At 57.0% G+C, this 24,340-nt stretch carries 19 protein-coding genes; 4 read left to right on the plus strand and 15 right to left on the minus strand.

Annotated elements, in window-relative coordinates; genetic code table 11:
• Positions 1-21: 21 nt before the first annotated feature.
• The 3 genes from BFV65_RS19810 to glpE are packed head-to-tail and all read right to left on the minus strand — an operon-like array spanning position 22 to position 2,007.
• Positions 22-780, minus strand: a complete 759-nt coding sequence (locus tag BFV65_RS19810; RefSeq protein ID WP_022649641.1) for a DeoR/GlpR family transcriptional regulator — start codon at positions 778-780, stop codon at positions 22-24.
• Positions 781-796: 16 nt separating this feature from the next.
• Positions 797-1,627, minus strand: coding sequence for a rhomboid family intramembrane serine protease GlpG (gene glpG, locus BFV65_RS19815; protein WP_069597019.1), 831 nt, complete (start codon positions 1,625-1,627; stop codon positions 797-799).
• Between the two features lie 47 nt (positions 1,628-1,674).
• The gene (gene glpE / locus BFV65_RS19820; RefSeq protein ID WP_022649643.1) at positions 1,675-2,007 is read right to left on the minus strand and encodes a thiosulfate sulfurtransferase GlpE; all 333 of its coding nucleotides are present in this window, start codon (positions 2,005-2,007) and stop codon (positions 1,675-1,677) included.
• Positions 2,008-2,257: 250 nt separating this feature from the next.
• On the opposite strand from glpE, the gene glpD reads away from it, so the two are divergent.
• Positions 2,258-3,766, plus strand: a complete 1,509-nt coding sequence (glpD, locus tag BFV65_RS19830; protein ID WP_038416857.1) for a glycerol-3-phosphate dehydrogenase — start codon at positions 2,258-2,260, stop codon at positions 3,764-3,766.
• A 91-nt stretch (positions 3,767-3,857) separates the two neighbouring features.
• Here glpD and glgP read toward each other — a convergent pair whose 3' ends face one another.
• The 6 genes from glgP to asd all read right to left on the minus strand — a co-directional run bounded on the left by glgP (position 3,858) and on the right by asd (position 14,569).
• A complete protein-coding gene (gene glgP, locus BFV65_RS19835) occupies positions 3,858-6,305 on the minus strand; it encodes a glycogen phosphorylase (RefSeq protein ID WP_023307123.1) in 2,448 nt (815 codons plus the stop codon).
• An 18-nt stretch (positions 6,306-6,323) separates the two neighbouring features.
• The gene (gene glgA, locus BFV65_RS19840) at positions 6,324-7,757 is read right to left on the minus strand and encodes a glycogen synthase GlgA (RefSeq protein ID WP_069597020.1); all 1,434 of its coding nucleotides are present in this window, start codon (positions 7,755-7,757) and stop codon (positions 6,324-6,326) included.
• Positions 7,757-9,052 carry a glucose-1-phosphate adenylyltransferase gene (glgC, locus tag BFV65_RS19845; RefSeq protein ID WP_003861582.1) on the minus strand — a complete coding sequence of 432 codons (1,296 nt, stop codon included), beginning with the start codon at positions 9,050-9,052 and terminating at the stop codon, positions 7,757-7,759. The genes glgA and glgC overlap by 1 nt, the downstream gene beginning before the upstream one ends.
• Before the next feature lie 17 nt (positions 9,053-9,069).
• Entirely contained in the window at positions 9,070-11,043 is a 1,974-nt protein-coding gene (glgX, locus tag BFV65_RS19850) for a glycogen debranching protein GlgX (protein ID WP_069597021.1), read from the minus strand.
• Complete coding sequence (gene glgB, locus BFV65_RS19855; protein ID WP_023298793.1) at positions 11,040-13,226, minus strand: 1,4-alpha-glucan branching enzyme; 2,187 nt, start codon at positions 13,224-13,226, stop codon at positions 11,040-11,042. Before glgB ends, glgX begins: the two co-directional genes overlap by 4 nt.
• Before the next feature lie 239 nt (positions 13,227-13,465).
• The gene (asd, locus tag BFV65_RS19860) at positions 13,466-14,569 is read right to left on the minus strand and encodes an aspartate-semialdehyde dehydrogenase (protein WP_022649649.1); all 1,104 of its coding nucleotides are present in this window, start codon (positions 14,567-14,569) and stop codon (positions 13,466-13,468) included.
• Between the two features lie 178 nt (positions 14,570-14,747).
• Here asd and yhgN point away from each other — a divergent pair, with 178 nt between their 5' ends.
• Positions 14,748-15,341, plus strand: coding sequence for an NAAT family transporter YhgN (gene yhgN, locus BFV65_RS19870; RefSeq protein WP_003861574.1), 594 nt, complete (start codon positions 14,748-14,750; stop codon positions 15,339-15,341).
• A 109-nt stretch (positions 15,342-15,450) separates the two neighbouring features.
• Entirely contained in the window at positions 15,451-16,608 is a 1,158-nt protein-coding gene (locus tag BFV65_RS19875) for a DDE-type integrase/transposase/recombinase (RefSeq protein WP_023305267.1), read from the plus strand.
• Positions 16,609-16,744: 136 nt separating this feature from the next.
• On the opposite strand, the gene gntU is transcribed toward BFV65_RS19875, so the two are convergent.
• The 5 genes from gntU to BFV65_RS19900 all read right to left on the minus strand — a co-directional run bounded on the left by gntU (position 16,745) and on the right by BFV65_RS19900 (position 21,686).
• Positions 16,745-18,085, minus strand: a complete 1,341-nt coding sequence (gene gntU / locus BFV65_RS19880; RefSeq protein ID WP_017693851.1) for a gluconate transporter — start codon at positions 18,083-18,085, stop codon at positions 16,745-16,747.
• A gap of 3 nt (positions 18,086-18,088) precedes the next feature.
• Positions 18,089-18,616: a gluconokinase gene (gene gntK, locus BFV65_RS19885; RefSeq protein WP_003861569.1), complete on the minus strand. Its 528-nt coding sequence runs from the start codon at positions 18,614-18,616 to the stop codon at positions 18,089-18,091.
• A 126-nt stretch (positions 18,617-18,742) separates the two neighbouring features.
• Entirely contained in the window at positions 18,743-19,738 is a 996-nt protein-coding gene (gene gntR, locus BFV65_RS19890) for a gluconate operon transcriptional repressor GntR (protein WP_003861567.1), read from the minus strand.
• Positions 19,739-19,829: 91 nt separating this feature from the next.
• A complete protein-coding gene (locus BFV65_RS19895; protein WP_003861565.1) occupies positions 19,830-20,525 on the minus strand; it encodes a pirin family protein in 696 nt (231 codons plus the stop codon).
• 123 nt (positions 20,526-20,648) lie between these two features.
• On the minus strand, positions 20,649-21,686 hold the full coding sequence (locus BFV65_RS19900) for an oxidoreductase (RefSeq protein ID WP_069597022.1): 1,038 nt from the start codon (positions 21,684-21,686) through the stop codon (positions 20,649-20,651).
• Between the two features lie 257 nt (positions 21,687-21,943).
• Here BFV65_RS19900 and yhhY point away from each other — a divergent pair, with 257 nt between their 5' ends.
• Positions 21,944-22,432: an N-acetyltransferase gene (gene yhhY, locus BFV65_RS19905; RefSeq protein ID WP_069597023.1), complete on the plus strand. Its 489-nt coding sequence runs from the start codon at positions 21,944-21,946 to the stop codon at positions 22,430-22,432.
• A gap of 100 nt (positions 22,433-22,532) precedes the next feature.
• Here yhhY and ggt read toward each other — a convergent pair whose 3' ends face one another.
• Complete coding sequence (gene ggt / locus BFV65_RS19910) at positions 22,533-24,278, minus strand: gamma-glutamyltransferase (protein WP_072201895.1); 1,746 nt, start codon at positions 24,276-24,278, stop codon at positions 22,533-22,535.
• Between the last annotated feature and the right edge of the window lie 62 nt (positions 24,279-24,340).

Here is a 24,340-nt window from a genome sequence, read left to right on the forward strand (position 1 = left end):
CAGCGCCACCCGACACAACCGCTAGCACAACTCCAGCTGCAAATTGTTATCCTTAATCACCTGCAACACGCCCGCCGGCGGCATCTCGTCGGTGTAGACCGCATTCACCATGCTAATGCTGCCCATGTTGACCATCGCATTGCGGCCAAATTTCGAGTGATCCACCACCAGCATCACGTGGCGCGAGTTCTCAATAATCGCGCGCTTGGTGCGCACCTCGTGGTAATCAAACTCCAGCAGCGAGCCGTCGGTGTCGATGCCGCTGATCCCCAGAATGCCGAAATCGAGGCGGAACTGAGAGATAAAATCGAGCGTCGCTTCGCCGATAATGCCCCCGTCGCGGCTGCGCAGTTCGCCGCCCGCGAGGATGATGCGGAAATCGTCTTTCTGCATCAACGTGTTGGCCACGTTCAGGTTGTTGGTCACCACGCGGAGGTTCTCGTGATTCAGCAGCGCATGGGCGACCGCTTCCGGCGTGGTGCCGATATCAATAAACAGCGTCGCGCCGTTCGGGATCTGGCTCGCCACTTTACGGGCGATACGCTCTTTCTCTGCCGTTTGCGTCGCCTTACGGTCATGCCATGAGGTGTTCACCGAGCTGGACGGCAGCGCCGCGCCGCCGTGATGGCGCAGAATACGGTTCTGATCGGCCAGGTCGTTGAGGTCACGACGGATGGTTTGCGGGCTGACGGCAAACTGCTCCACCAGCTCTTCAGTACTGACGTATCCCTGTTTTTTTACCAGTTCGATAATGGCGTCATGACGTTGTGTTTGTTTCATGAAATATCCCTGGGAATTATGTTCGTTTTCGCGCATGGAGCGTATCGGCCAGCGCCATCGCCAGCCCAACCGCCAGGCCGGTAACGTGCGCACCATTGGCGATAGACATACCAAACAGATCAAACCATCCGGCAATAAGCCATATTAACGCAAAGGTTATTAATCCACGTTGTAAATAGATGCCGCTTTCCGGGTCGCGCTCGCCTCTGAGCCAGGCGTAACCCATCAGGGCGTACACCACGCCGGATAACCCGCCAAACCACGGACCGCTGAATTTATGCTGCACATAGCCGCTTAACAGGGCGCTGATAAGGGTGATCACAATCAGCTTGCCGCTGCCGAGCCGCTTCTCCACCGCCCCGCCGAGATACCACCACCACAGCAGGTTAAAGAGGATATGCATCACCGAGAAGTGCATCAGCGCATGCGTGAAGTAGCGCCAGACGTCAAATTGCAGGGAGGGATCGTACGGCCATGCGAGGGCAATCATCACGCTCTGGTCGCCCACCACGCTCATAATAATGAAGACGATGATGCAGGCTGCCATCAAAAGCAGCGTAAACGGTCCTGCACGCTCGCGGAGGGTGGCGAGAAACGGAAAACGTTGATAGTGCAGGCCACTGCCGGTCTGGCCGGATTGCCAACTTGCCGCCAGATAACGCGGGTCGCCCGGGTTTTCCAGGAAACGCGCCAGCTCGGCGTTCACGCGCCCAGCCTGGCTTTCGTCTGCCAGCCAGACATCCGTCTGTGTATGCTGCTGAATAGTCAGGATAATGCCCTGCGTCGCCATATAATCGACAAACGCCTGGGCGACGCGCGGGTTGCTAAAAGAGGTGATCATCAACATGGGCAGCGGTCGCTTATTTCCACACAAAAGGGGACAGTATAGCGGGATCAGCGCTCAAACGCGTATTCAACTTCTGCCGGGAAATGACGATGCCATGCATCGAAGCCGCCATCGACGCTGTATACCGCGTCGTAACCCTGCTGGAGCAGATACTGCGCCGCGCCTTTACTGCTGTTGCCGTGATAGCACATCACCATCACCGGCGTGTCGAAGTCGTTATCGCGCATAAACGCGCCCAGCGTGTCGTTGGTGAGATGGAACGCGCCCGGCGTGTGGCCCATCGCAAAGCTCTGCGGATCGCGGATATCCACCAGCACCGCGGTTTTCTGGTGCATCTTCTGATGGGCTTCTTCTACGTTAATACATTCAAACTGATCCATGGTGTTCTCTTTCTGTTGTTCTGGTTGGGTGCGCTCTGGTGCCCTCACCCCAGCCCTATCCCACAGGGAGAGGGAGAAAAGTTAGTCGCACGATTTTACCCCGTAGTGTACGTCCTGGCGGCGGGTAAACGCCATTATGTTATCCATATCACTCTAAATTGTTTTTTTGATGTTACCAAAAGCGCGTTCCTTTGCTATTATGAGCGATATCGAACATTTTTGAGCTTTAACGAAAGTGCATGAGGGTGTTATGGAAACCAAAGATCTGATTGTGATAGGCGGGGGCATCAACGGTGCCGGTATTGCGGTTGATGCCGCAGGACGCGGTTTATCCGTGCTGATGCTGGAAGCTAACGATCTCGCCTGCGCGACGTCGTCCGCCAGCTCCAAGCTGATCCACGGAGGCCTGCGCTACCTGGAACACTACGAATTCCGCCTGGTCAGCGAAGCGCTGGCCGAACGCGAAGTGCTGCTGAAAATGGCTCCGCATCTGGCGATCCCGATGCGCTTCCGCCTGCCCCACCGCCCGCACCTGCGTCCGGCGTGGATGATCCGCATCGGCCTGTTCATGTACGATCATCTGGGTAAACGCACCAGCCTGCCGGGTTCGACCGGTTTGCGTTTTGGCTCAGAATCGGTCCTTAAGCCTGAAATCGTGCGCGGTTTCGAATATTCCGACTGCTGGGTGGACGATGCGCGTCTGGTGCTGGCTAACGCGCAGATGGTCGAGAAGAAAGGCGGCGAGGTGAAAACCCGTACCCGCGCGATCGCCGCGCGCCGCGAAAACGGCCTGTGGATCGTGGAAGCGGAAGACGTGGATACCGGCGAGAAGTTTAGCTGGAAAGCGCGCGGCCTGGTGAACGCCACCGGCCCGTGGGTGAAACAGTTCTTCGATGACGGTATGCACCTGCCTTCTCCGTACGGCATCCGCCTGATCAAGGGCAGCCACATTGTGGTGCCGCGCGTGCATACCCAGAAGCAGGCTTATATCCTGCAAAACGAAGACAAGCGCATCGTGTTTGTGATCCCGTGGATGGACGAGTTCTCCATCATCGGCACCACTGACGTGGAGTACAAGGGCGATCCGAAAAACGTTGAGATTGAAGAGAGCGAAGTCAGCTACCTGCTGAAAGTGTACAACGCACACTTTAAGAAACAGCTGGCGCGCGATGACGTGGTCTGGACCTACTCCGGCGTGCGTCCGCTGTGTGATGACGAGTCTGACTCACCGCAGGCCATCACCCGTGACTATACGCTTGATATTCATGACGTGGACGGTCAGGCGCCGCTGCTGTCGGTGTTTGGCGGTAAGCTCACCACCTACCGTAAACTGGCGGAGCACGCGCTGGAGAAACTGGCGCCGTATTACAAAGGCATCGGCCCGGCGTGGACGAAAGGCGCCGTGCTGCCTGGCGGCGATATCGGCAATAACCGCGACGATTACGCCGCGAAGCTGCGTCGCCGCTTCCCGTTCATTACCGAAGGAATGGCGCGCCACTACGCCCGCACCTACGGCAGCAATACCGAACTGTTCCTCGGCAACGCGAAAGAGATTGCCGATCTGGGCGAGCATTTTGGCCATGAGCTGTACGAAGCGGAACTGCGCTACCTGGTGGAACACGAATGGGTGCGCCGTCTGGACGATGCCATCTGGCGTCGTACTAAAGAAGGGATGTGGCTGAATGCCGAGCAGCAGTCTCGCGTGGCGCAATGGTTGCAACAGCATGCGGGAAAGCGTGAATTGTCACTGGCGTCCTGAGGGTGACAAAAAATGCCCGGTGGCGCTGCGCTTACCGGGCCTACAGGATCGAGTAGGCCGGGTAAGGCGGAGCCGCCACCCGGCTTTGTTTTTACAACCGCACCGGATCAATATGCCAGATATTCTCGGCATACTCTTTGATGGTCCTGTCTGACGAGAAGTATCCCATGTTGGCGATGTTATGCATCGCGGCGCTGGTCCACTTCTCCTGCTGACGGTACAGTTCGTCCACCTTATCCTGACAATCCACGTAGCTGCGGTAATCCGCCAGCACCTGATAATGATCGCCAAAGTTAATCAGCGAGTCCACCAGGTCACGATAGCGCCCAGGCTCCTCAGGGTTAAACACCCCGGTGGCGATTTGCGTCAGCACCTGGCGTAACTCTTCATCCTCTTCATAATACTCACGCGGCGAGTAGCCCTGCTTGCGCAGCGCCTCCACCTCTTCCGCCGTATTCCCGAAGATAAAGATATTCTCCGCGCCCACATGCTCCAGCATTTCGACATTTGCGCCGTCCAGCGTGCCGATGGTCAGCGCGCCGTTCAGGGCAAACTTCATGTTGCTGGTGCCGGATGCTTCCGTCCCCGCCGTGGAAATCTGCTCTGAGAGATCCGCCGCCGGAATAATCAGCTGCGCCAGGCTTACGCTGTAGTTCGGGATAAACACCACTTTCAGCTTGTCGCCAATGTCCGGATCCTGGTTCACTACCTTCGCCACATCGTTGATAAGATGAATGATGTGCTTCGCCATGTAGTACGCGGAGGCCGCCTTACCGGCAAAGATTTTCACGCGCGGCACCCACTCCGCCGTCGGGTCAGCCTTAATGCGGTTGTAGTGAGTGATGACGTGCAGGACGTTCATCAGCTGACGCTTGTACTCGTGGATACGTTTGATCTGCACGTCGAACAGCGCTTTCGGGTTCGCCACCACGTTGAGATGCATCGCCAGCCAGACTGACAGCCGTTTCTTGTTCAGCAGCTTGGCTTCCCGTACGGCTTTGTTCACCGTCGGAAAATCAATGTGTTGCTCAAGCTCGCTCAGCTGGCTCAAATCGGTGCGCCAGGTGCGGCCGATATTTTCGTCCAGCACGTCAGACAGCGGCTGGTTCGCCAGCGCCAGCCAGCGGCGCGGGGTGACGCCGTTGGTCACGTTGCAGAAACGCGTCGGGAAGATCTTCGCAAAGTCTGCAAACAGGGACTGCACCATCAGGTTCGAATGCAGCTCTGAAACCCCGTTAACCTTATGGCTGATCACCACCGCCAGCCAGGCCATGCGTACGCGGCGACCATTGGATTCATCAATGATCGAGGCGCGGCTCAGCAGGCCGGTATCGTTCGGGTACTGCTCCTGCAAGGTCTTGAGGAAGTAGTCGTTGATCTCGAAGATGATTTGCAGGTGACGCGGCAGAATTTTGCCGAGCATATCCACCGGCCACGTCTCCAGCGCTTCACTCATCAGCGTATGGTTGGTGTACGAGAACACCTGGCAGGTCACTTCAAACGCGTCATCCCAGCTGAACTTATGCTCGTCAATCAGCAGGCGCATCAGCTCAGGGATCGACAGCACCGGATGGGTATCGTTGAGGTGAATCGCCGTTTTCTCCGCCAGATTCGCATAGGTTTTGTGCAGCTGATAGTGACGGCTAAGGATATCCTGAATCGTTGCCGAGACGAGGAAATACTCCTGACGCAGACGCAGCTCGCGGCCCGAGTAGGTCGAGTCATCCGGATACAGGACGCGGGACACGTTCTCAGAGTGGTTTTTATCTTCCACCGCCGCGAAGTAGTCACCCTGATTGAATTTACCGAGGTTGATCTCGCTACTGGCCTGCGCGTTCCACAGGCGCAGCGTGTTGGTCGCATCGGTGTCGTAGCCGGGGATAATCTGGTCATAGGCCACGGCGAGGATCTCTTCGGTTTCCACCCAGCGGGATTTTTTCCCTTCCTGCTGAATACGCCCGCCAAAACGCACCTTGTAGCGCGTGTTGTGGCGCTTGAACTCCCACGGGTTACCGTACTCCAGCCAGTAGTCCGGCGACTCTTTCTGACGCCCATCAACGATGTTCTGCTTGAACATGCCGTAGTCGTAGCGAATACCGTACCCGCGTCCCGGCAGCGCCAGCGTCGCCAGTGAATCGAGGAAGCAGGCGGCAAGACGCCCGAGACCACCGTTACCCAGCCCCGGGTCGTTCTCTTCGTCAATCAGCTCTTCTAAGTCCAGCCCCATCTCTTCCAGTGCGTTTTTGACGTCGTCATAAATCCCGAGCGATAACAGCGCATTGGAGAGGGTGCGACCAATCAAAAACTCCATCGACAGGTAATACACCTGTCGCGTCTCCTGCGAGAGCTGGGCGCGGTTGGAGCGCAGCCAGCGTTCGACCATACGGTCACGCACCGCAAACAGCGTGGCGTTCAGCCACTCATGTTTGTTGGCAATAACGGGATCTTTCCCAATGGTAAACATCAGCTTATAGGCGATGGAGTGTTTCAACGCCTCAACGCTGAGCGTGGGGGAAGAGTAGCTAAATGGAGCATTCATATCAGTAACTTCGCCTCGTTACATCAAGCGTTGATAAAGGTCGCGGTAGGACTGCGCCGCAACGTGCCAGCCAAAGTCCATGGACATCGCCTGACGTTGTACGTAACGCCACAGGGATGGACGGGACCACAAGACGAAAGCACGCCGGATCGCCCGAAGTAGCGACCAGGCATTACTGTCCTCGAAAACAAACCCGCTGGCGATACCATCCGCCAGGTTTTCCAGGGAGCTGTCAGACACCGTATCCGCCAGCCCGCCCGTGCGGCGTACCAGCGGCAGCGTGCCGTATTTCAGACCATAGAGCTGCGTCAGGCCGCAGGGCTCGAAACGGCTCGGCACCAGAATCACGTCTGCGCCGCCCATGATGCGGTGCGAGAACGCTTCGTGATAGCCAATCTGCACGCCCACCTGCCCCGGATGTTCCGCCGCGGCCGCGAGGAAACCTTCCTGCAATACCGGGTCGCCCGCGCCGAGCAGCGCCAGCTGGCCGCCCTGCTCCAGTAATCCTGGCAGCGCTTCCAGCACCAGATCCAGCCCTTTCTGGCTGGTCAGGCGGCTGACCACCGCAAACAGCGGTACCTTGTCGTTGACCTTCAGCCCCATCGCAATCTGTAGCTGACGCTTGTTCTCCGCTTTGTCCTCCACGGAGTCGCGACCATAGCGCGCTGCCAGCAGGAGGTCCGTTTCCGGATTCCAGATCTGTTCATCCACGCCGTTCAGAATGCCCGACAGACGACCTTCACGGTGGCGCTGTTGCAGTAGCCCTTCCATACCGTAACCGAACTCCGGCTGGGTAATTTCCCGCGCGTAGGTTGGGCTGACCGCCGTGATGTGGTCGGCGTAGTACAGACCGGCCTTCAGGAACGAAATCTGTCCGTTAAACTCCAGTCCGTGCATGTTAAAGAACGACCATGGCAGATCGATGTCATTCATATGATGCGCGTAATACATGCCCTGATACGCCAGGTTGTGCACCGTAAACACCGATTTCGCCGGGTGTCCTTTCGCCGCCAGATACGCAGGAGCCAGCCCCGCATGCCAGTCGTGCGCGTGCACCACGTTCGGACACCAGAACGGATCCAGCCCGACGGCCATCTCCGCCCCCACCCAGCCGAGCAGGGCAAAGCGCAGCACGTTATCGGTATAGGCGTACAGGTTGGTATCGTGATACGGGCTGCCGGGTCGGTCGTATAAATGCGGCGCATCAATCAGGTAAATCCCTACGCCATTGTAATGTCCAAACAGCAGGGTGATACGTCCCGCGAAGGTCTCGCGGCGGGTAACAACCTTCGCATCGGGAATACCACGCCGGATATCCGGAAAAGCGGGTAACAACACGCGGGTATCCACCCCTCCGGCAATTTGCGCCGCCGGTAATGCACCAAGAACATCCGCCAGTCCGCCCGTTTTTAACAACGGGAACATCTCAGAACATACGTGTAAAACCTGCATCATCGCTCCTGTTTGATTTGCAGCTTCCGCAACATTTCCCGTGTTACTAACACGATCCCCTCTTCCGATCGGTAGAAACGACGTGCATCTTCTTCCGCGTTTTCCCCAATCACCATCCCTTCGGGAATGACGCAGGCACGGTCGATAACGCAGCGACGCAGACGACATGAGCGCCCTACCCAGACATCCGGCAGCAGGACTGCCGAATCGATATTACAGAATGAGTTTATACGCACGCGCGGGAACAGCACGGACTGCACCACCACCGAACCGGAGATAATGCACCCGCCAGAGACCAGCGAGTTCAGCGTCATACCGTGGCTGCCGGAGCGATCCTGGACGAACTTCGCCGGCGGCAGCGATTCCATATGGGTGCGAATCGGCCAGTTCTGGTCGTACATATCCAGTTCAGGCGTCACGGACGCCAGATCGAGGTTGGCTTTCCAGTAGGCTTCCAGCGTGCCGACGTCGCGCCAGTAAGGTTCCGCATTCGGATCGGACTGCACGCAGGACAACGGGAAAGGATGTGCATACGCCATGCCAGCTTTGGTAATTTTCGGGATGATGTCTTTACCGAAGTCGTGGCTGGAGTTTTCGTCTTTGTCGTCTTCTTCCAGCAGTTCATAAAGATAATCGGCATCAAAGACATAGATCCCCATGCTGGCGAGCGATTTGGTGTCGTCTCCCGGCATGGTTGGCGGATTCGCCGGTTTTTCGACAAAGTCGATAATCTTGTCATCGCCATCTACATGCATCACGCCAAACGCGGTTGCTTCTGCAACAGGCACCGGCAGACACGCCACGGTGCAGCGCGCACCTTTTTCGACGTGGTCGATCAGCATGTGGGAGTAATCTTGCTTGTAGATGTGGTCCCCGGCGAGGATAACGATGTATTCCGCGTTGTAGCGGCGAATGATGTCGAGGTTCTGGGTCACGGCATCCGCCGTGCCGCGGTACCAGTTCTCCCCGTGAACGCGCTGCTGCGCCGGGAGCAGATCGACAAACTCGTTCATCTCTTCGCTGAAGAATGACCAGCCGCGCTGAATGTGCTGCACCAGCGTGTGCGACTGATACTGGGTAATGACGCCAATACGGCGAATGCCTGAGTTCAGGCAGTTGGAGAGTGCAAAATCGATAATACGGAACTTACCACCAAAGTGAACGGCCGGTTTGGCGCGCTTGATGGTCAAATCTTTCAGACGGGTACCACGCCCGCCCGCGAGGATCAGGGCAACTGTTTTTAATGGTAGCTGGCGCGCCAACATTAACGGATCGTTCTTCTCTAATCTAACCATGACTAACTCCTTTTTTATCATCTTTGGAATACGCACACTCCGTGCGCAGGCCCGTGCCAGACAGCCATAACAACCGGATTATCCGCTCCGGCAAAGGGAGGAATGGCTCGCCATTCCCCGTCAGGTAAAACAATCTCTGCGACGTCATCCGTCGCGTTCAGCGTCACCAGCCACGCATCCGAAAGCAGGATTTGCAGACAGGGTATGCTGTGTTGCCACTCTTGCGCGCTTAACGGTTGCGCGTCTTTATTCAGCCAGCGAACGTTGCCGTCGCCCTCTTCCCACCAGCTGTCGGCGGTGAGCGCGGGGATGTGCTGGCGAAGATGGATCAGCGCCGCGGTGAAATGGGTCAACCCGCTGTTCGCTTCTTCCCAGTTGAGCCAGGTCAGGGTGTTGTCCTGGCAATAGGCGTTGTTGTTGCCGTGCTGGCTGTGACCGTGCTCATCGCCCGCCAGCAGCATCGGCGTGCCCTGCGACAACAAAAGCGTCGTCAGCAGCGCATGAACGCTGGCGCGTCGCCGCTCGATCACATCCAGACTTCCGCCTAACCCTTCTATACCATGGTTAAAGCTATGGTTGTTGTTAGTCCCATCGCGATTCTCTTCGCCGTTTGCCTCATTGTGTTTCTGATTGAAACAAACGCAGTCGCGCAGCGTAAAACCGTCGTGCGCCGTCACCAGATTAATGGTGGCCGACGGACGTTTGCCGTCACGCTTAAAGAGATCGCTGGAGCCGGCAAAGCGACCGGCAAACTCCCCCAGCGACAGATCGCGCGTCAGCCAGAAGCGGCGGACGGCATCGCGGAAGTGGTCGTTCCACTCGGCAAACAGCGGCGGGAAGTTCCCCACCTGATAACCGCCCTCGCCGATGTCCCAGGGCTCCGCAATCAGCTTCACCTTTGAAAGCACCGGACAGTTTTTGATGGCCTCAAACAGCGGCGCCTGCTGGCTGAACGCCGGGGTGCGCCCCATTACCGGCGCCAGGTCGAAACGAAAACCGTCCACGTGGAACGTCTCAACCCAGTATTTCAGGCACGCGTACGCGTAATGCGTAACGGCCGGATCACTGAGGTTGAGGGTGTTACCGCACCCGGTCCAGTTCTCGTAATCGCCGTCGTCCCTGATCCAATAATAGCTACGGTTATCGATTCCGCGCTGTGAGAGCGTCGGGCCATCAAGATCGCTTTCTGCACTGTGGTTCAACACCACGTCCAGAATGACCTCGATACCCGCCGCGTGAAGCGCCTTCACCGCATCGCGAAACTCATCCCGCGCCTTCTCCGGATGCACCGCGTAGCGCGGGTCGAGGGCGAACATCGCCAGCGGGTTGTAGCCCCAGTAGTTGCTTAACCCAAGACGCTGCAGCCGCGGCTCGCTGGCAAAATGCGCCACGGGCAACAGCTCCAGGGCGGTGATCCCTAAGTGCTTCAGGTACGCGACCATCGTCGGATGCCCAAGCGCTTTGTAGGTACCGCGCATCTCTTTGGGGATTGACGGATGCAGATACGTCAGCCCTTTGACGTGGGCTTCATAAATAACGGTGTTGCCCCACGGCGTGCGAGGCGGGGCATCGTCTTCCCAGTCGTAGAGATCGTGTACCACCACGCTTTTGGGCGCGACGGGTGCGCTGTCGCGGTGGTCTGGTTCGCCGTAGCCAACGTGGAACAGCGGGTCGTCTTTAAACTCGCCGTCCACGCGGTGCGCACATGGGTCAATCAGCAGCTTCGCCGGGTTAAACCAGTGCCCCTGAGAGGGCTCCCAGGGGCCGTGTACGCGAAAACCGTAGTGCATCCCCGGCCGTCCTCCGGGCAGGTAGCCATGCCAGGTATCCCCCGTGCGCGCCGGTAAATCGTAACGGTGTTCGTTACCTTCCCCGTCAAACACACAGAGTTCCACCCGCTCAGCGTGGGCAGAAAAGAGCGTAAAGTTCACCCCCTTTCCGTCAAAACTCGCCCCGAGCGGTTCGGGTTTACCTGCCGAGAGCTGCGTCATTCTCCCTCCCGCACCAGCCAGATTGTGCTCAGCGGCGGCAGCGTCAGGCCAAGGGAGTTCGGACGACCGTGGCTTTCGATGGCGTCGCTCTGTACCAGGCCACCGTTACCGGCGTTGCTGCCGTGGTAGTGCATGGAGTCGGTGTTAAGGATTTCGCGCCATTTGCCCGGCTGGTTTATGCCGAAGCGGTAGTGTTCGCGCGGTATCGGCGTGAAGTTGCTGGCGACGATGATCTCGTTACCGGCTTTATCACGTCGTACAAAGACAAACACCGAGCGCTCGTGGTCGTCCACCACCAGCCACTCAAAGCCGTACGGATCGAAGTCCAGCTCGTGCAGCGCTTTGTGGTGACGATAGGTCAGGTTCAGGTCGCGAACCAGACGCTGCACGCCGTGGTGCCAGTTGTCCGCGCCTTCCAGCAGATGCCAGTCAAGGCTGGTGTCGTGGTTCCATTCGCGCCCTTGCGCAAATTCGTTGCCCATAAACAGCAGTTTTTTGCCCGGGAAGGCGAACATCCAGCCGTAATAGGCGCGCAGGTTGGCAAACTTCTGCCACGCGTCCCCCGGCATGCGGTCGAGAACGGATTTCTTGCCGTGTACCACTTCATCGTGCGAAAGCGGCAGCATGAAGTTTTCGGTGTAGTTGTAGAGTAGCCCGAAGGTGAGCTTATCGTGGTGATACTGACGATAAACCGGGTCAAGCTTCATGTAGTCGAGCGTGTCGTGCATCCAGCCGAGGTTCCACTTGTACCAGAAGCCCAGGCCGCCCATTGCCGGTGGACGGGAAACGCCCGGGAAGTCTGTTGACTCTTCCGCCATGGTCACGGCGCCTTCCACCTGCTCGCCGATAATGCGGTTGGTGTTGCGCAGAAACTCAATCGCTTCGAGGTTTTCACGCCCGCCATACTCGTTTGGGATCCACTCACCCTCTTTGCGGCTGTAGTCGCGGTAGATCATCGACGCCACTGCATCGACGCGCAGGGCATCAATGCCGAAACGTTCGATCCAGTACAGCGCGTTCCCGACCAGGTAGTTTGACACTTCACGGCGACCGTAGTTGTAGATCAGCGTGTTCCAGTCCTGGTGATAGCCTTCGCGCGGATCGCTGTGCTCGTACAGCTTCGTACCGTCAAACTCTGCCAGCGCAAAATCATCCGACGGGAAGTGGCCCGGCACCCAGTCGAGGATCACGTTCAGTCCGGCAGCGTGCGCGGCATCAATGAAATAGCGGAAGTCATCGCGCGTGCCGAAGCGGCGCGTAGGCGCATATAGCCCGGTCGGCTGATAGCCCCAGCTACCGTCGAACGGGTGTTCGTTGATTGGCAGCAGCTCCAGATGGGTAAAGCCCATCCATTTGGCGTACGGCACCAGCTGGTCCGCCAGCTCGCGATAGCTCAGCCAGAAGTTGTTATCGGTGTGGCGACGCCAGGAGCCGAGATGCACTTCATAGACGGAGATCGGCGCATCAAAGCGGTTGGCCTGCTTGCGCTCCTCGCTCTGGACAACCTTCTCCGGCAGGCCGCAAATCAGCGAGGCGGTATTCGGGCGCAGTTCGGCCTCAAAGGCGTACGGGTCGGATTTAATACGCAGCTTGCCGTTGGCATCGATCATCTCGAATTTGTAGAGCTGACCGTTGTGCGCGCCGGGGATAAACAGCTCCCAGATACCGGTTTCCCGGCGCAGGCGCATGGGGTGACGACGACCGTCCCAGTAGTTGAACTGCCCGACGACGGAGACGCGCTGGGCGTTTGGCGCCCATACGGCAAAGCGCGTGCCGGTGATACCGTCCATGGTATCCGCATGGGCACCCAGCGTTTCGTAGGGGCGTAAATGGGTCCCTTCGGACAGCAGCCAGGCGTCCATCTCTTTTAAGAGCGGGCCGAAGCTATAGGGATCATCAATCAGGTTTTGCTGACCGTGCCAGATAACGGCAAGCTGATAACGAAAAGGATTTTTACGGCGGGGCATGACGCCCGAGAAGAAGCCACGCGAGTCGAGGCATTCCAGATTACCCACCTTGCGGCCGGTTTTGGGTTCGATAACCCACACTTCTGTTGCATCCGGTAACAGCGCCCGAACTTCCAGTCCGGCCTCTGTACGGTGCATCCCTAGCACAGAAAAGGGGTCGGCAAAGTGACCCGCAATAAGCGCATTAATCACGTCTCTCGAAATACGATCGGACATGGTATTCATCCTGTTTTTTTATGTCGCCCTTTTTACGCGCTCCGGGACGACTTTTAATGTGACCTAAACGGTGCAGTTAATCCTCTCTGCTCCGCCCTACCCTCAGGTGAGAAATAAATCTTCCTTAAAGCATAGCCAACGTCGTGGGCCCTCCTGATAAAAAATAAGACATCTGCGTTTTACTCCATGTAGTACGCAAAAAAAGGGGGTGACATTCACCCCCGGTGTTTAACAAATTATTACGCCAGCTGGCGCAGCATGCGGCGCAGCGGCTCGGCGGCACCCCAAAGAAGCTGGTCGCCAACGGTGAACGCGGAGAGGTACTCCGGTCCCATGTTCAGCTTGCGCAGGCGGCCAACCGGGGTGGTCAGCGTGCCGGTAACGGCTGCCGGGGTCAGTTCGCGCATGGTGATATCGCGATCGTTTGGCACCACTTTCGCCCACGGGTTGTGCGCGGCCAGCAGCTCTTCCACGGTAGGAATAGACACATCTTTTTTCAGTTTAATGGTGAAAGCCTGGCTGTGGCAGCGCAGCGCGCCGATACGCACGCACAGACCGTCAACCGGAATGGTGTTCGCGGTGGCGAGGATTTTGTTGGTCTCAGCCTGGCCCTTCCACTCTTCGCGGGTCTGGCCGTTATCCAGCTGTTTGTCGATCCACGGTATCAGGCCGCCAGCCAGCGGTACGCCAAAGTTATCCACCGGCAACTCGCCGCTGCGGGTGAGCTGAGTGACTTTACGCTCGATATCGAGGATCGCGGACGCCGGGTTTGCCAGCTCGGTCGCGACGCTCTGGTGCAGCTGGCCCATCTGGGTCAGCAGCTCGCGCATATGACGCGCGCCGCCGCCGGACGCCGCCTGGTAGGTCGCTACGGAGACCCACTCCACCAGATCCTGTGCGAACAGGCCGCCGAGGGACATCAGCATCAGGCTGACGGTGCAGTTACCGCCAACAAACGTTTTCACGCCGTTGTTCAGGCCGTCGGTGATGACATCCTGGTTAACCGGGTCGAGAATGATGATGGCATCGTCTTTCATACGCAGCGAAGAGGCCGCGTCAATCCAGTAGCCCTGCCAGCCGCTTTCACGCAGCTTCGGATAAATTTCGTTGGTATAATCGCCGCCCTGGCAGGTCACAATAATGTCGAGTGCCTTCAGCGCTTCCAGATCGTAAGCATCCTGCAACGTGCCTGTGGTACCACCAAAGGACGGTGCAGCCTGGCCGAGCTGGGAAGTGGAGAAGAAGACCGGGCGGATGGCGTCGAAATCGCGCTCTTCAACCATGCGTTGCATGAGTACAGAGCCGACCATACCGCGCCAGCCGATAAAACCAACGTTTTTCATAGCATTTTTTTCCTGCAAGGGGTGTGTGCTGATTGTGCAAGCCAGTATTGAACTGGGATATGCTTCACATTACAAAATGCTGCCAAAGTCGCAAGCGAAATTAATCGATGATTGCCCGGCAATCAGAAAAAGTGCTAATCATCGCAATGACCACAATAAGTATCAGGGATAATTTAAGATGAGTGAAATCATTTCCGCAGCGGTTTTATTGATCCTGATTATGGATCCGCTCGGTAATCTGCCGATCTTCATGTCGGTGCTGAAGCACACCGAGCCGAAGCGCCGTCGGGCGATCATGATCCGCGAGCTGCTCATCGCCCTGCTGGTGATGTTTATCTTCCTGTTCGCCGGTGAAAAAATCCTCGCTTTCCTGAACTTACGTGCCGAAACGGTCTCCATTTCCGGCGGGATCATTTTGTTCCTGATTGCCATAAAGATGATTTTCCCGAGCGCGGAAGGCAGCAGCAGCGGCCTGCCTGCGGGTGAAGAACCGTTTATCGTGCCGCTGGCGATTCCGCTGGTCGCCGGGCCAACGATTCTGGCGACGCTGATGCTGCTGTCGCATCAGTACCCGAATCAGATGAGCCACCTGGTCATTGCCCTGCTGATCGCCTGGGGCGGGACATTTATTATTCTGCTGCAGTCGTCGCTGTTCCTGCGCCTGCTGGGAGAGAAAGGGGTGAACGCCCTCGAGCGCCTGATGGGGCTGATTCTGGTGATGATGGCGACGCAGATGTTCCTGGATGGGATCCGGGCATGGATGAAAGGGTGAAGATGTAAAAAAGCCGGGTGGCGCTTAGGTATGAACCGGGAACATGGGTAACACTTTAGACCGGATACATGGGTAACAGTTATAACTGGCATAGAAGAGGAGACTCGCTATGCCCTGGACTGAGACCCGACCTATGCAACGCCTTGATTTCATCCGTGCCTGCCATGCAGGTACGGATTCTTTTTCTGCCCTCTGCCGTCTCTTCGGCATCAGTCGAAAAACCGGTTACAAATGGCTTCAGCGTTTTGACCCCTCTGACCTGTCATCTCTCTCTGACCGGTCACGTGCTCCGCACTCCCACTCCCGGACAGTTCCTGATGATATCGCCGGGCAGCTTACGGCCCTGAGGCAAAAACACCCTGACTGGGGCCCCAAAAAACTGCGGATGTGGCTGCTCAATCATCACGTCGATTTTACCGTCCCCGCTGCCAGTACTATCGGCGATATCCTCAAGCGTGAAGGCCTGGTTCCGGATAAAAAGCGAAAACGCAGAACCCCGGGCAATCGCCAGCCCCTGACCATCATCAGTGAGAACAATCAGGTCTGGAGCGCTGATTTTAAAGGCAAGTTCAGGCTGCTGAGCCGGAAATACTGTCATCCCTTCACCCTCACCGACAATCACAGCCGGTATCTTCTGAGCTGCCGGGGAGCAGACCGGGAGAGCGAGCCCTTCGTCAGGCAGTGCCTGACGGATGCGTTCCTGGAGTACGGTCTGCCGGAAGTCCTGAGAACGGATAATGGTCAGCCTTTCGCAGGAACAGGTATCGCCGGGTTAAGTCGCCTTGCAGTCTGGCTGATAAAGCTGGGCATCAGACCGGAACGCATCAGAAAGGGGCATCCGGAAGAAAACGGCCGTCATGAGCGAATGCATCGTTCGCTGAAAAGTGCAGTAAAACAGGGCAACATATTTATGACGATGGAAGAACAACAGCGGTGGTTCAGTGGCTACCGGGAAGAGTTTAACTATGAAAGGCCACATGAAGCCCTGGCGGGTGCAACGCCCGGAACGGTATGGCAACCCTCAGGCCGGCACTGGGATGGCAGGGTTCCTGAATATGCTTATCCGGAAGGAGGTACGGTCTACAGGGTGAAATCAAGGGGGACACTCTATATGGGGAAAAAGGGGACGGTGTTCCTGAGTGAAGCGCTGACTGATGAGTACATCATGCTGGAAGAACAAGATGATGGCCTGGAGGCCATCATCTTTAATGGAATAACGCTTGCGTACTACGACCGAAAAACCCAGAGTGTGCTCCGGATAGACTGAAAAGTGTTACCTATGTTCCCGGTCTGATCTGTTACCTATGTATACGGTCATACACTTACGCTTACCCGGCCTACGGGACCTGATTTTTTTGTAGGTCGGGTAAGGCGAAGCCGCCACCCGACAAAATACGGTCTCGTTAGCTCAGCAGCGTAAACGCAATCATCCCGACAACCGCACCCGTCGTGCCGAGGATGGTTTCCATCAGCGTCCAGGTTTTGAGGGTTTGCGCTTCGGTTGCGCCGGTAAATTTACCGAACAGCCAGAAGCCTGCGTCGTTCACGTGAGATACCACAATCGAGCCGCCCGCGATACAGATAGAGAGCGCCGCCATCTGCGCGCCGGAGTAGTTCAGCTGTTCAATTACCGGCATCACCAGCCCCACCGCGGTTAAGCACGCCACGGTCGCGGAGCCCTGAATGATACGCACCGCCGCGGCCAGCACGAAGCAGGTGACCGCAATCGGCAGGCCCATTCCGGTCAGCGCTTCGCCCAGCGCCGGACCCACACCGGAATCCACCAGCACCTGCTTGAACACGCCGCCCGCCCCGATCACCAGCAGAATAATCCCCGCCGGTTGTAGCGCGGCACCGCATATCTCCATCACGCGATCTTTTGGCATGCCCTGACGCATCGCCAGCCCGTAAATCGCGACCAGACACGCCACCAGGATCGCAGTGAACGGATGACCAATAAATTCGAACCATTCGTAAGCGGTTGACCCCACCGGCACAAAGCGGGCAGCGATGGTTTTCAGGCCCACCAGCACCAGCGGCAGCAGGATCAGCGACAGACTGAAGCCGAAGGACGGCATTTTGCCCTCGCCCAGGTGCGGCTCGGAGATGTCATCCGGAATGTGCAGCTCAACGTAACGGCTAATGAAGTTGCCCCACAGCGGACCGGCGATAATCATCCCCGGGATCGCCGCACACAGGCCAATCAGGATCATCCAGCCAAAGTCAGCATGCATCTGGGAAGCCAGCAGCATCGGCGCAGGCCCCGGCAGCAGAAACGCCGCCGCCGCCGCCACGCCCGCAAACAGCGGAATGACCAGCTTCACGAGGTTGGTACCGGTATGGCGTGCCATGGAGAACGCCACGCTAATCAGCAGCACCACCGCCACTTCAAAGAACAGCGGCAGCGCGCAAATCAGACCAGCCAGACCAATCGCGTAGTGCGCACGGCTGTGTCCGAAGGATTTCAGCATCTTGACGGCAATCTGATCGACCGCGCCCGTCTCGTGCAAAATCTTGCCAAACATCGCGCCGAGCGCGACTACGATGGCCAGGAAGCCGAGCGTGCCGCCCATCCCTTTTTCCATCGTCGCCGCAATTTTGTCGAGCGGCATTCCGGAAAAGAGACCGGCACCAATAGAAACCACCATCAAAGCAACGAAGGCGTGCATACGTGCCTTCATCACTAAAAACAGCAGCAGCAATACGGAACCCACTGCTGTCAAAACAAGCGTTAATGTACTCAAAACTTACTGCCTTTTATTAATAACCTCGATGGTGCTGGCAACAACACCTTCCAGCGGCTGATCGATATCAACCACTAAGACATCCTGTTCGTCAGCCCCCGGCTCCTGCAACGCTTCGAACTGCGTTACCAGCATCTGGGTTTTGAAGAAGTGGCCTTTACGCGCCTTCAGGCGGCTTTCAATTACCCCGAAATCGCCTTTCAGGTAGATGAAAGAGAGGTTCGGGTTGCCATCGCGCAGCAGGTCGCGATAGGTTTTTTTCAGCGCGGAACAGACTATCAGGGAGACTTTATTGGTGCGCTGCATCGCGAACGCGGCATCATTCAGCGCCTGCAACCAGGGTTTGCGGTCGTCGTCATTCAGCGGCTCGCCGGAAGCCATTTTCATGATGTTGCTGCGCGGATGGAGGAAGTCACCATCAAGAAACGCAGCCTGGAGTTGATGCGCCACTTCGCTCGCCACGGCAGATTTACCGCTACCGGACACGCCCATCAGGACGTAAACGTGGTGATCGTGATTAGTCGTGCTCAAAGGGTGTCCCTCAGTCAATTGTTACGGGTAACAGTTATCGGTAACATTGTCCTGCCGGGGCATAAGAGAAGCAATATCCAAACGTGCGTGAAGTGAATAAGTGTGAGCTACTTCAAATTTGTCGGATTAAATAGATCCACCCGGTGACAAGGTGAAACCTAAATCTAACATTTTAGGGGTAACTGCCTCACCACGAATGCGCGCCAGCAGGCGTTCTGCACCAATGCGGCCCATGCGTTCACGCGGGGTCAGGACGCTTGCGAGACGCGGCTCCATCACCTGGCCAATGTCGTGGCCGTGGAAGCCGGCAATCGCCATATCATCCGGGATTTTTAAACCCAGGCGCTGACACTCAAACGCGGCGCCGACCGCAAGGTCATCGTTGGTACAGAAAATACCGTCCAGTTGCGGATACTCGCGTCGCGCCTGACGCATCAGCTCAATACCCGACGTATAAGAGGAAGATTGCTCCACCATCACGCTGTACGGGGTTAAACCGGCGTCGAGCATCGCCTGCTCGTATCCCTTCTGTTTGATGATAGTACGTTCATCCAGACGCGCACCCAGATAGGCCACATGGCGATGACCGCGGGCGATGATCGCCGCCGTCATCTGACGCGCCGCTTCAAAGTTATCGAACCCCACGGCGATGTCGAGGCACGGCGACTGGCTGTCCATCAGCTCCACCACCGGAATGCCTGCCACTTCAATCATTTTCAGCGTGCGCGGGGTGTGAGTACGTTCCGTTAAAATCAGGCCGTCAATGTTCCAGGAAAGCATCGATTCAAGACGTTCCTCTTCCAGTTCCGGCTTGTACCCATAGTGGGCGAGCATGGTCTGATAACCAAAGGCATCGGTCACGCTTTCGATGCCACGCAGCACTTCAGCGAAAACCTGGTTGGTTAAGGAAGGAAGCAGGACGCCCACCGCACGGCTGGTCGCATTGGAGAGAATATCGGGCGCGCGGTTGGGGATATAACCCAGTTCATCAAGGGCGGCGGCAATCTTGCCACGCAACGCCACGGAAACCTGCTCCGGGTTACGTAAAAAACGGCTGACCGTCATTTTGGTCACACCGACGCGATCGGCGACATCCTGAAGTACGGGGCGTTTCTTTTTCATCGTCCTGAGAAATCTTGAAGTGAGAGATTTGCTCAGTTTATCACGGACAAAGCTCAACCTTCCCCGTTTAAAGGGAAGGTTGAGAAATTATTTAGACCGGCGGCAGATCAAACAGCAGAATTTCACTTTCGCTGTCGGCATGCACGGAGAGCGCCTGCTCATCCCAGACTGCCAGGCCATCGGCGGTGGTGGCTTTGGTGCCGTTGATGGACACCTCGCCTTTCACCACCTGGATCCACACGCGGCGGTTGGCGGCGATCTGGTGCACAGACTGTTCATCTTTCGCCAGCGCCCAGCGGTACAGCTCCATATCCTGATGCACTTTCAGGGAACCTTCACGCGCATCCGGGGAGAGCACCAGCTGTTTACCCTGTTTCGCATCGAAGCGGCGCTGTTCGTAGCGAGGCGTGATGCCGGTCTCTTCTGGAATGATCCAGATTTGATACAGGTGCAGTTTTTCCGTTTTGCTCGGGTTGTACTCAGAGTGACGCACCCCGGTCCCCGCGCTCATAATCTGGAACTCGCCCGCCGGAACCTGCTCTTTATTGCCCATGCTGTCCTGGTGCTCAACCGCCCCTTCCAGCACATAGGTCAGGATTTCCATGTCCTTGTGCGGGTGGGTACCGAAGCCCTGGCCTGCATCAATCACGTCGTCGTTAATGACGCGCAGCGCGGAGAAGCCCATGAAGTTCGGGTCGTAGTAGTCGGCAAACGAGAATGAATGCCATGAGTCCAGCCAGCCATGATTCGCGTGACCACGTTCGTTTGCTTTGCGTAAGTAGATCATTGTTTTCACCCTCAGTTCGTTTCGATGGAGTAAGTGTGGACGCAAACGCTCAGGGATCATAGAGGGTGAAAATTGACTCCTCTGTTCAAAAATTTAGAACAAGAACAAAGGAGCCATTTTTGCTTATCTGGCGAGGGTTAGCGTGGCAGGGGAAGCCTGTTCGAAGGCCCGTTCAAGGATTTCCAGGTTCGTCAGAACGTCAGATTCCTTGACGTAATTCGGCGTGCCGCTGGAGAGGGTTTCATACAGCGCATCGTAGACGCGTCCATAATCGCCCGTTTCCGGCTTCAGCTCTTCCCTGACCGTCAGGCCCTCGTCGTTCACGTACTCCAGCACGCCCACGGAATCATCTGCCGCAAAGCCCGGTTCGCCCGGCATGATGTTGGCCTTCAGGCTGGTCTCCTGCTGGTCGATGCCGTACTTGATAAATGAGCCTTTCTTGCCGTGAACGATAAATTTCGGGTAGTCGATTTTCACCAGATGACTGGTTTTGACGATGGCTTTCAGGTCGCCGTAGAACAGCTGGGCTTCGAAGGTATCGTCCGGATTGGCCTTATTGCGCAGGCTGCGGATGTCGTACGTCACGTGGTCCGGGCGGCCAAACAGGGAGATGATCTGGTCCATGGTGTGTACGCCCAGACCGTAGAACGACCCGTCCTGCGGCAGGCCGGGTTTGGTTTCTGCCACAGGGCGGTAGTAATCGAAGTGGCTTTCGATTTCAACGATCTCGCCGAGCTTGCCGCTTTCGATTGCCTTTTTTGCCGTCAGGAAGCAGCTGTCAAAGCGACGGTTCTGGTAGGGCGTGACGGTCAGGCCTTTGCTTTTCGCCAGCGCAAAGAGTTCCTTCGCTTCGGCGATGGTCGGGGTGAACGGTTTTTCCACCAGCACGTTTTTACCTGCTTCCAGCGCGCGTTTCGCGTAGTCAAAGTGGCTGTCGGCGTGGGTACAGACCACCACCAGCTTCACCTGCGGATCATTTAACACTTCATCAAGATCGCTGGTGAAATGAATATGGGAATACTGCGGAGACTGCTCTTCTGGCTTCGCGCGGCGGCGATAGATATGGGCCACGTGCCAGGTCTCTTTTCGGTTAAGAACATACGGAAGGTGGTAACGCGTGGTGCTTTTGCCAAATCCAATAAATGCACAATGTAGTGTCATGGCTCAGTCCTTTTGGAAGGTTACTGAGTCTAACCATAACAAAAAAAAAGCCAGCGAGAAGCTGGCTAAAGTAATACTGGAAGCAATGTGAGCAATGTCGTGCTTTCAGGTTCCCGTAGGAGGTCTTCCTGAATGCAGAGCAATAATAATCATTCTCATTCGCACTTGTCCAACACTTTTTGCAAAAAATAGCGATTGACTCAACTTTTAAAGTCACTGATGTTGGAAGGGACTTTTAACTGACTGAGGAACAAGGAATGAGTGAGATAGTGATACGCCACGCTGAACCGAAAGATTACGACGCCATTCGTCAGATCCACGCCCAGCCGGAGGTGTACCACAACACGCTACAGGTTCCTCATCCCTCAGAGCAGATGTGGCATGACCGGCTAACCGATCAGCCCGGTATCAAGCAGCTTGTCGCATGTATTGATGATACCGTCGCCGGGCATCTGTGCATTGCCGTAGCCCAGCGTCCGCGCCGCAGCCACGTTGCCGATTTTGGAATTTGTGTGGGTGCGCAGTGGCAAAACCGGGGCATCGCCAGCGCGCTGATACGCACCATGATTGATATGTTCGACAACTGGCTGCGCGTCGACCGCATCGAGTTAACGGTGTTTGTCGATAATGAACCGGCAATCGCGGTGTACAAAAAGCACGGGTTTGAGATTGAAGGCACCGGCAGGCGCTACGCCCTGCGCAACGGCGAGTACGTGGATGCGTATTATATGGCGCGTATGAAGTAACCCCTCACCCCGACCCTCTCCCCGAAGGGGCGAGGGAGAAAAGACCGCACCGTGCAATCCCCTCTCCCCTATGGGGAGAGGGTTAGGGTGAGGGGAGCCCTCAATACCCCGCCGTTAAATCATCCACCGACCGCGGATCCGACGCGCCAAACAGGGCCCCGTCCGGCCCGACCATAATGCTCTGGGTGCTGCCCATCGCCTCCTTCACCGCCACCTTCTGCCCGCGCTGCTCAAGCAGCTTGAGGGTATCCGGGCTAAAGCCCTTCTCCACGCGCAACTCGTCCGGCAGCCACTGGTGATGGAAACGCGGCGCATTGGTCGCTTCGGCGACGTTCATCCCAAAGTCGATGCTGTTCACTACCATTTGCAGCACGGTGGTGATAATCCGGCTCCCGCCCGGGCTGCCGGTCACCAGCCAGGTTTTGCCGTCTTTCACCACGATGGTGGGCGACATGGACGACAGCGGGCGCTTCTTCGGCCCGACCGCATTTGCATCGCCGCCGACCAGCCCGTAGACGTTCGGCACGCCCGGCTTGGCCGAGAAGTCATCCATCTCGTTGTTCAGCAAAATACCGCTGTTGCCCGCCACAATCCCGGTGCCGAAGGTGGTGTTGAGCGTGTATGTCACCGCCACCGCGTTTCCGTCTTTGTCCACGACCGAGAAGTGGGTGGTCTGGTTACTTTCATACGGCGCCAGCTTGCCCGGGCGGATCTCGCTGGACGGTTTAGCCTTGTTGATGTCGATCTCATCGGCAATCGATTTGGCATAGGCTTTGTTGGTCAGCGCCTGCCACGGCACCTTCACGAAATCCGGATCGCCAAGGTATTCCGAGCGGTCCGCGTAGGCGCGCTTTTCCGCCTCCGCCATCACCTGCATGGCATCGGCACTACCGAAGCCGAACTTGTGCATATCGAAGTTTTCCAGAATATTGAGGATCTGCACAATGTGAATGCCCCCGGAGGACGGCGGCGGCATAGAGAAGACCTCGTAGCCGCGATAGGTGCCGCTAATCGGCTCGCGCTCCACCGCCTTATATTCCGCCAGATCCGCTTTGGTGATCAGCCCGCCGTTCTTCTGCATCTCATCGGCAATCTGATCGGCAATCGGCCCCTTATAGAAGGCGTCCGGACCGTTTTCGGCAATCAGTTCGAGACTTTTTGCGAGGTTCTTCTGCACCAGCTTATCGCCCTTCTTCAGCGGCTCGCCGTCTTTCCAGAAGATAGCCTTGCTGTTTTCATGATTGGGAATAACTTCGCTGCCGTAGGTTTTGAGGTCGTCCGCCAGCGCGTCGTTGACGACGAAGCCGTCGCGCGCCAGCCTGATGGCAGGCTGCACCACTTTATTCAGCGGCAGCGTGCCGTATTTTTCCAGCGCCAGCGAGAACCCCGCAACAGTGCCCGGCGTGCCGGAGGCAAGGTGCGAGGTCAGGGATTTTTTACTGTCCGGATTGCCCTGATCGTCGAGGAACATATCGCGGGAGGCCTGATTCGGTGCCATCTCACGAAAGTCGATGGCCGTAGTTTTACCGTCTTTCGTGCGCAGCATCATAAACCCGCCGCCGCCCAGGTTCCCCGCCTGTGGATGCGTCACCGCCAGCGCGTACCCGACCGCGACCGCCGCATCCACCGCGTTACCGCCCTGTTTAAGAATATCGACGCCCACCTGAGTTGCCAGCGCGTCAACCGAGGCCACCATGCCGTGCGTCGCCCGCACGGGATGAAAAACATCCTCCTCCACGCCGTAAGAGACCGGAGGAGCGGCGGGCGGGTTGGCCGCCACGGTAAATGTGCCGCCTGCCATCAGCGCAGCGATGGCGACCCAGCGCAAAAAGGTTGGTTTCATCATTATTGTTCTCCAGGTGAAGGGGCCTATATTCCCCGCTTAAGCCTGGTTCACAACTCTTAAAA

The sequence above is a fragment of the Enterobacter hormaechei subsp. hoffmannii genome (assembly GCF_001729745.1).
In the GTDB taxonomy this organism is placed as follows: Bacteria; Pseudomonadota; Gammaproteobacteria; order Enterobacterales; family Enterobacteriaceae; genus Enterobacter; species Enterobacter intestinihominis.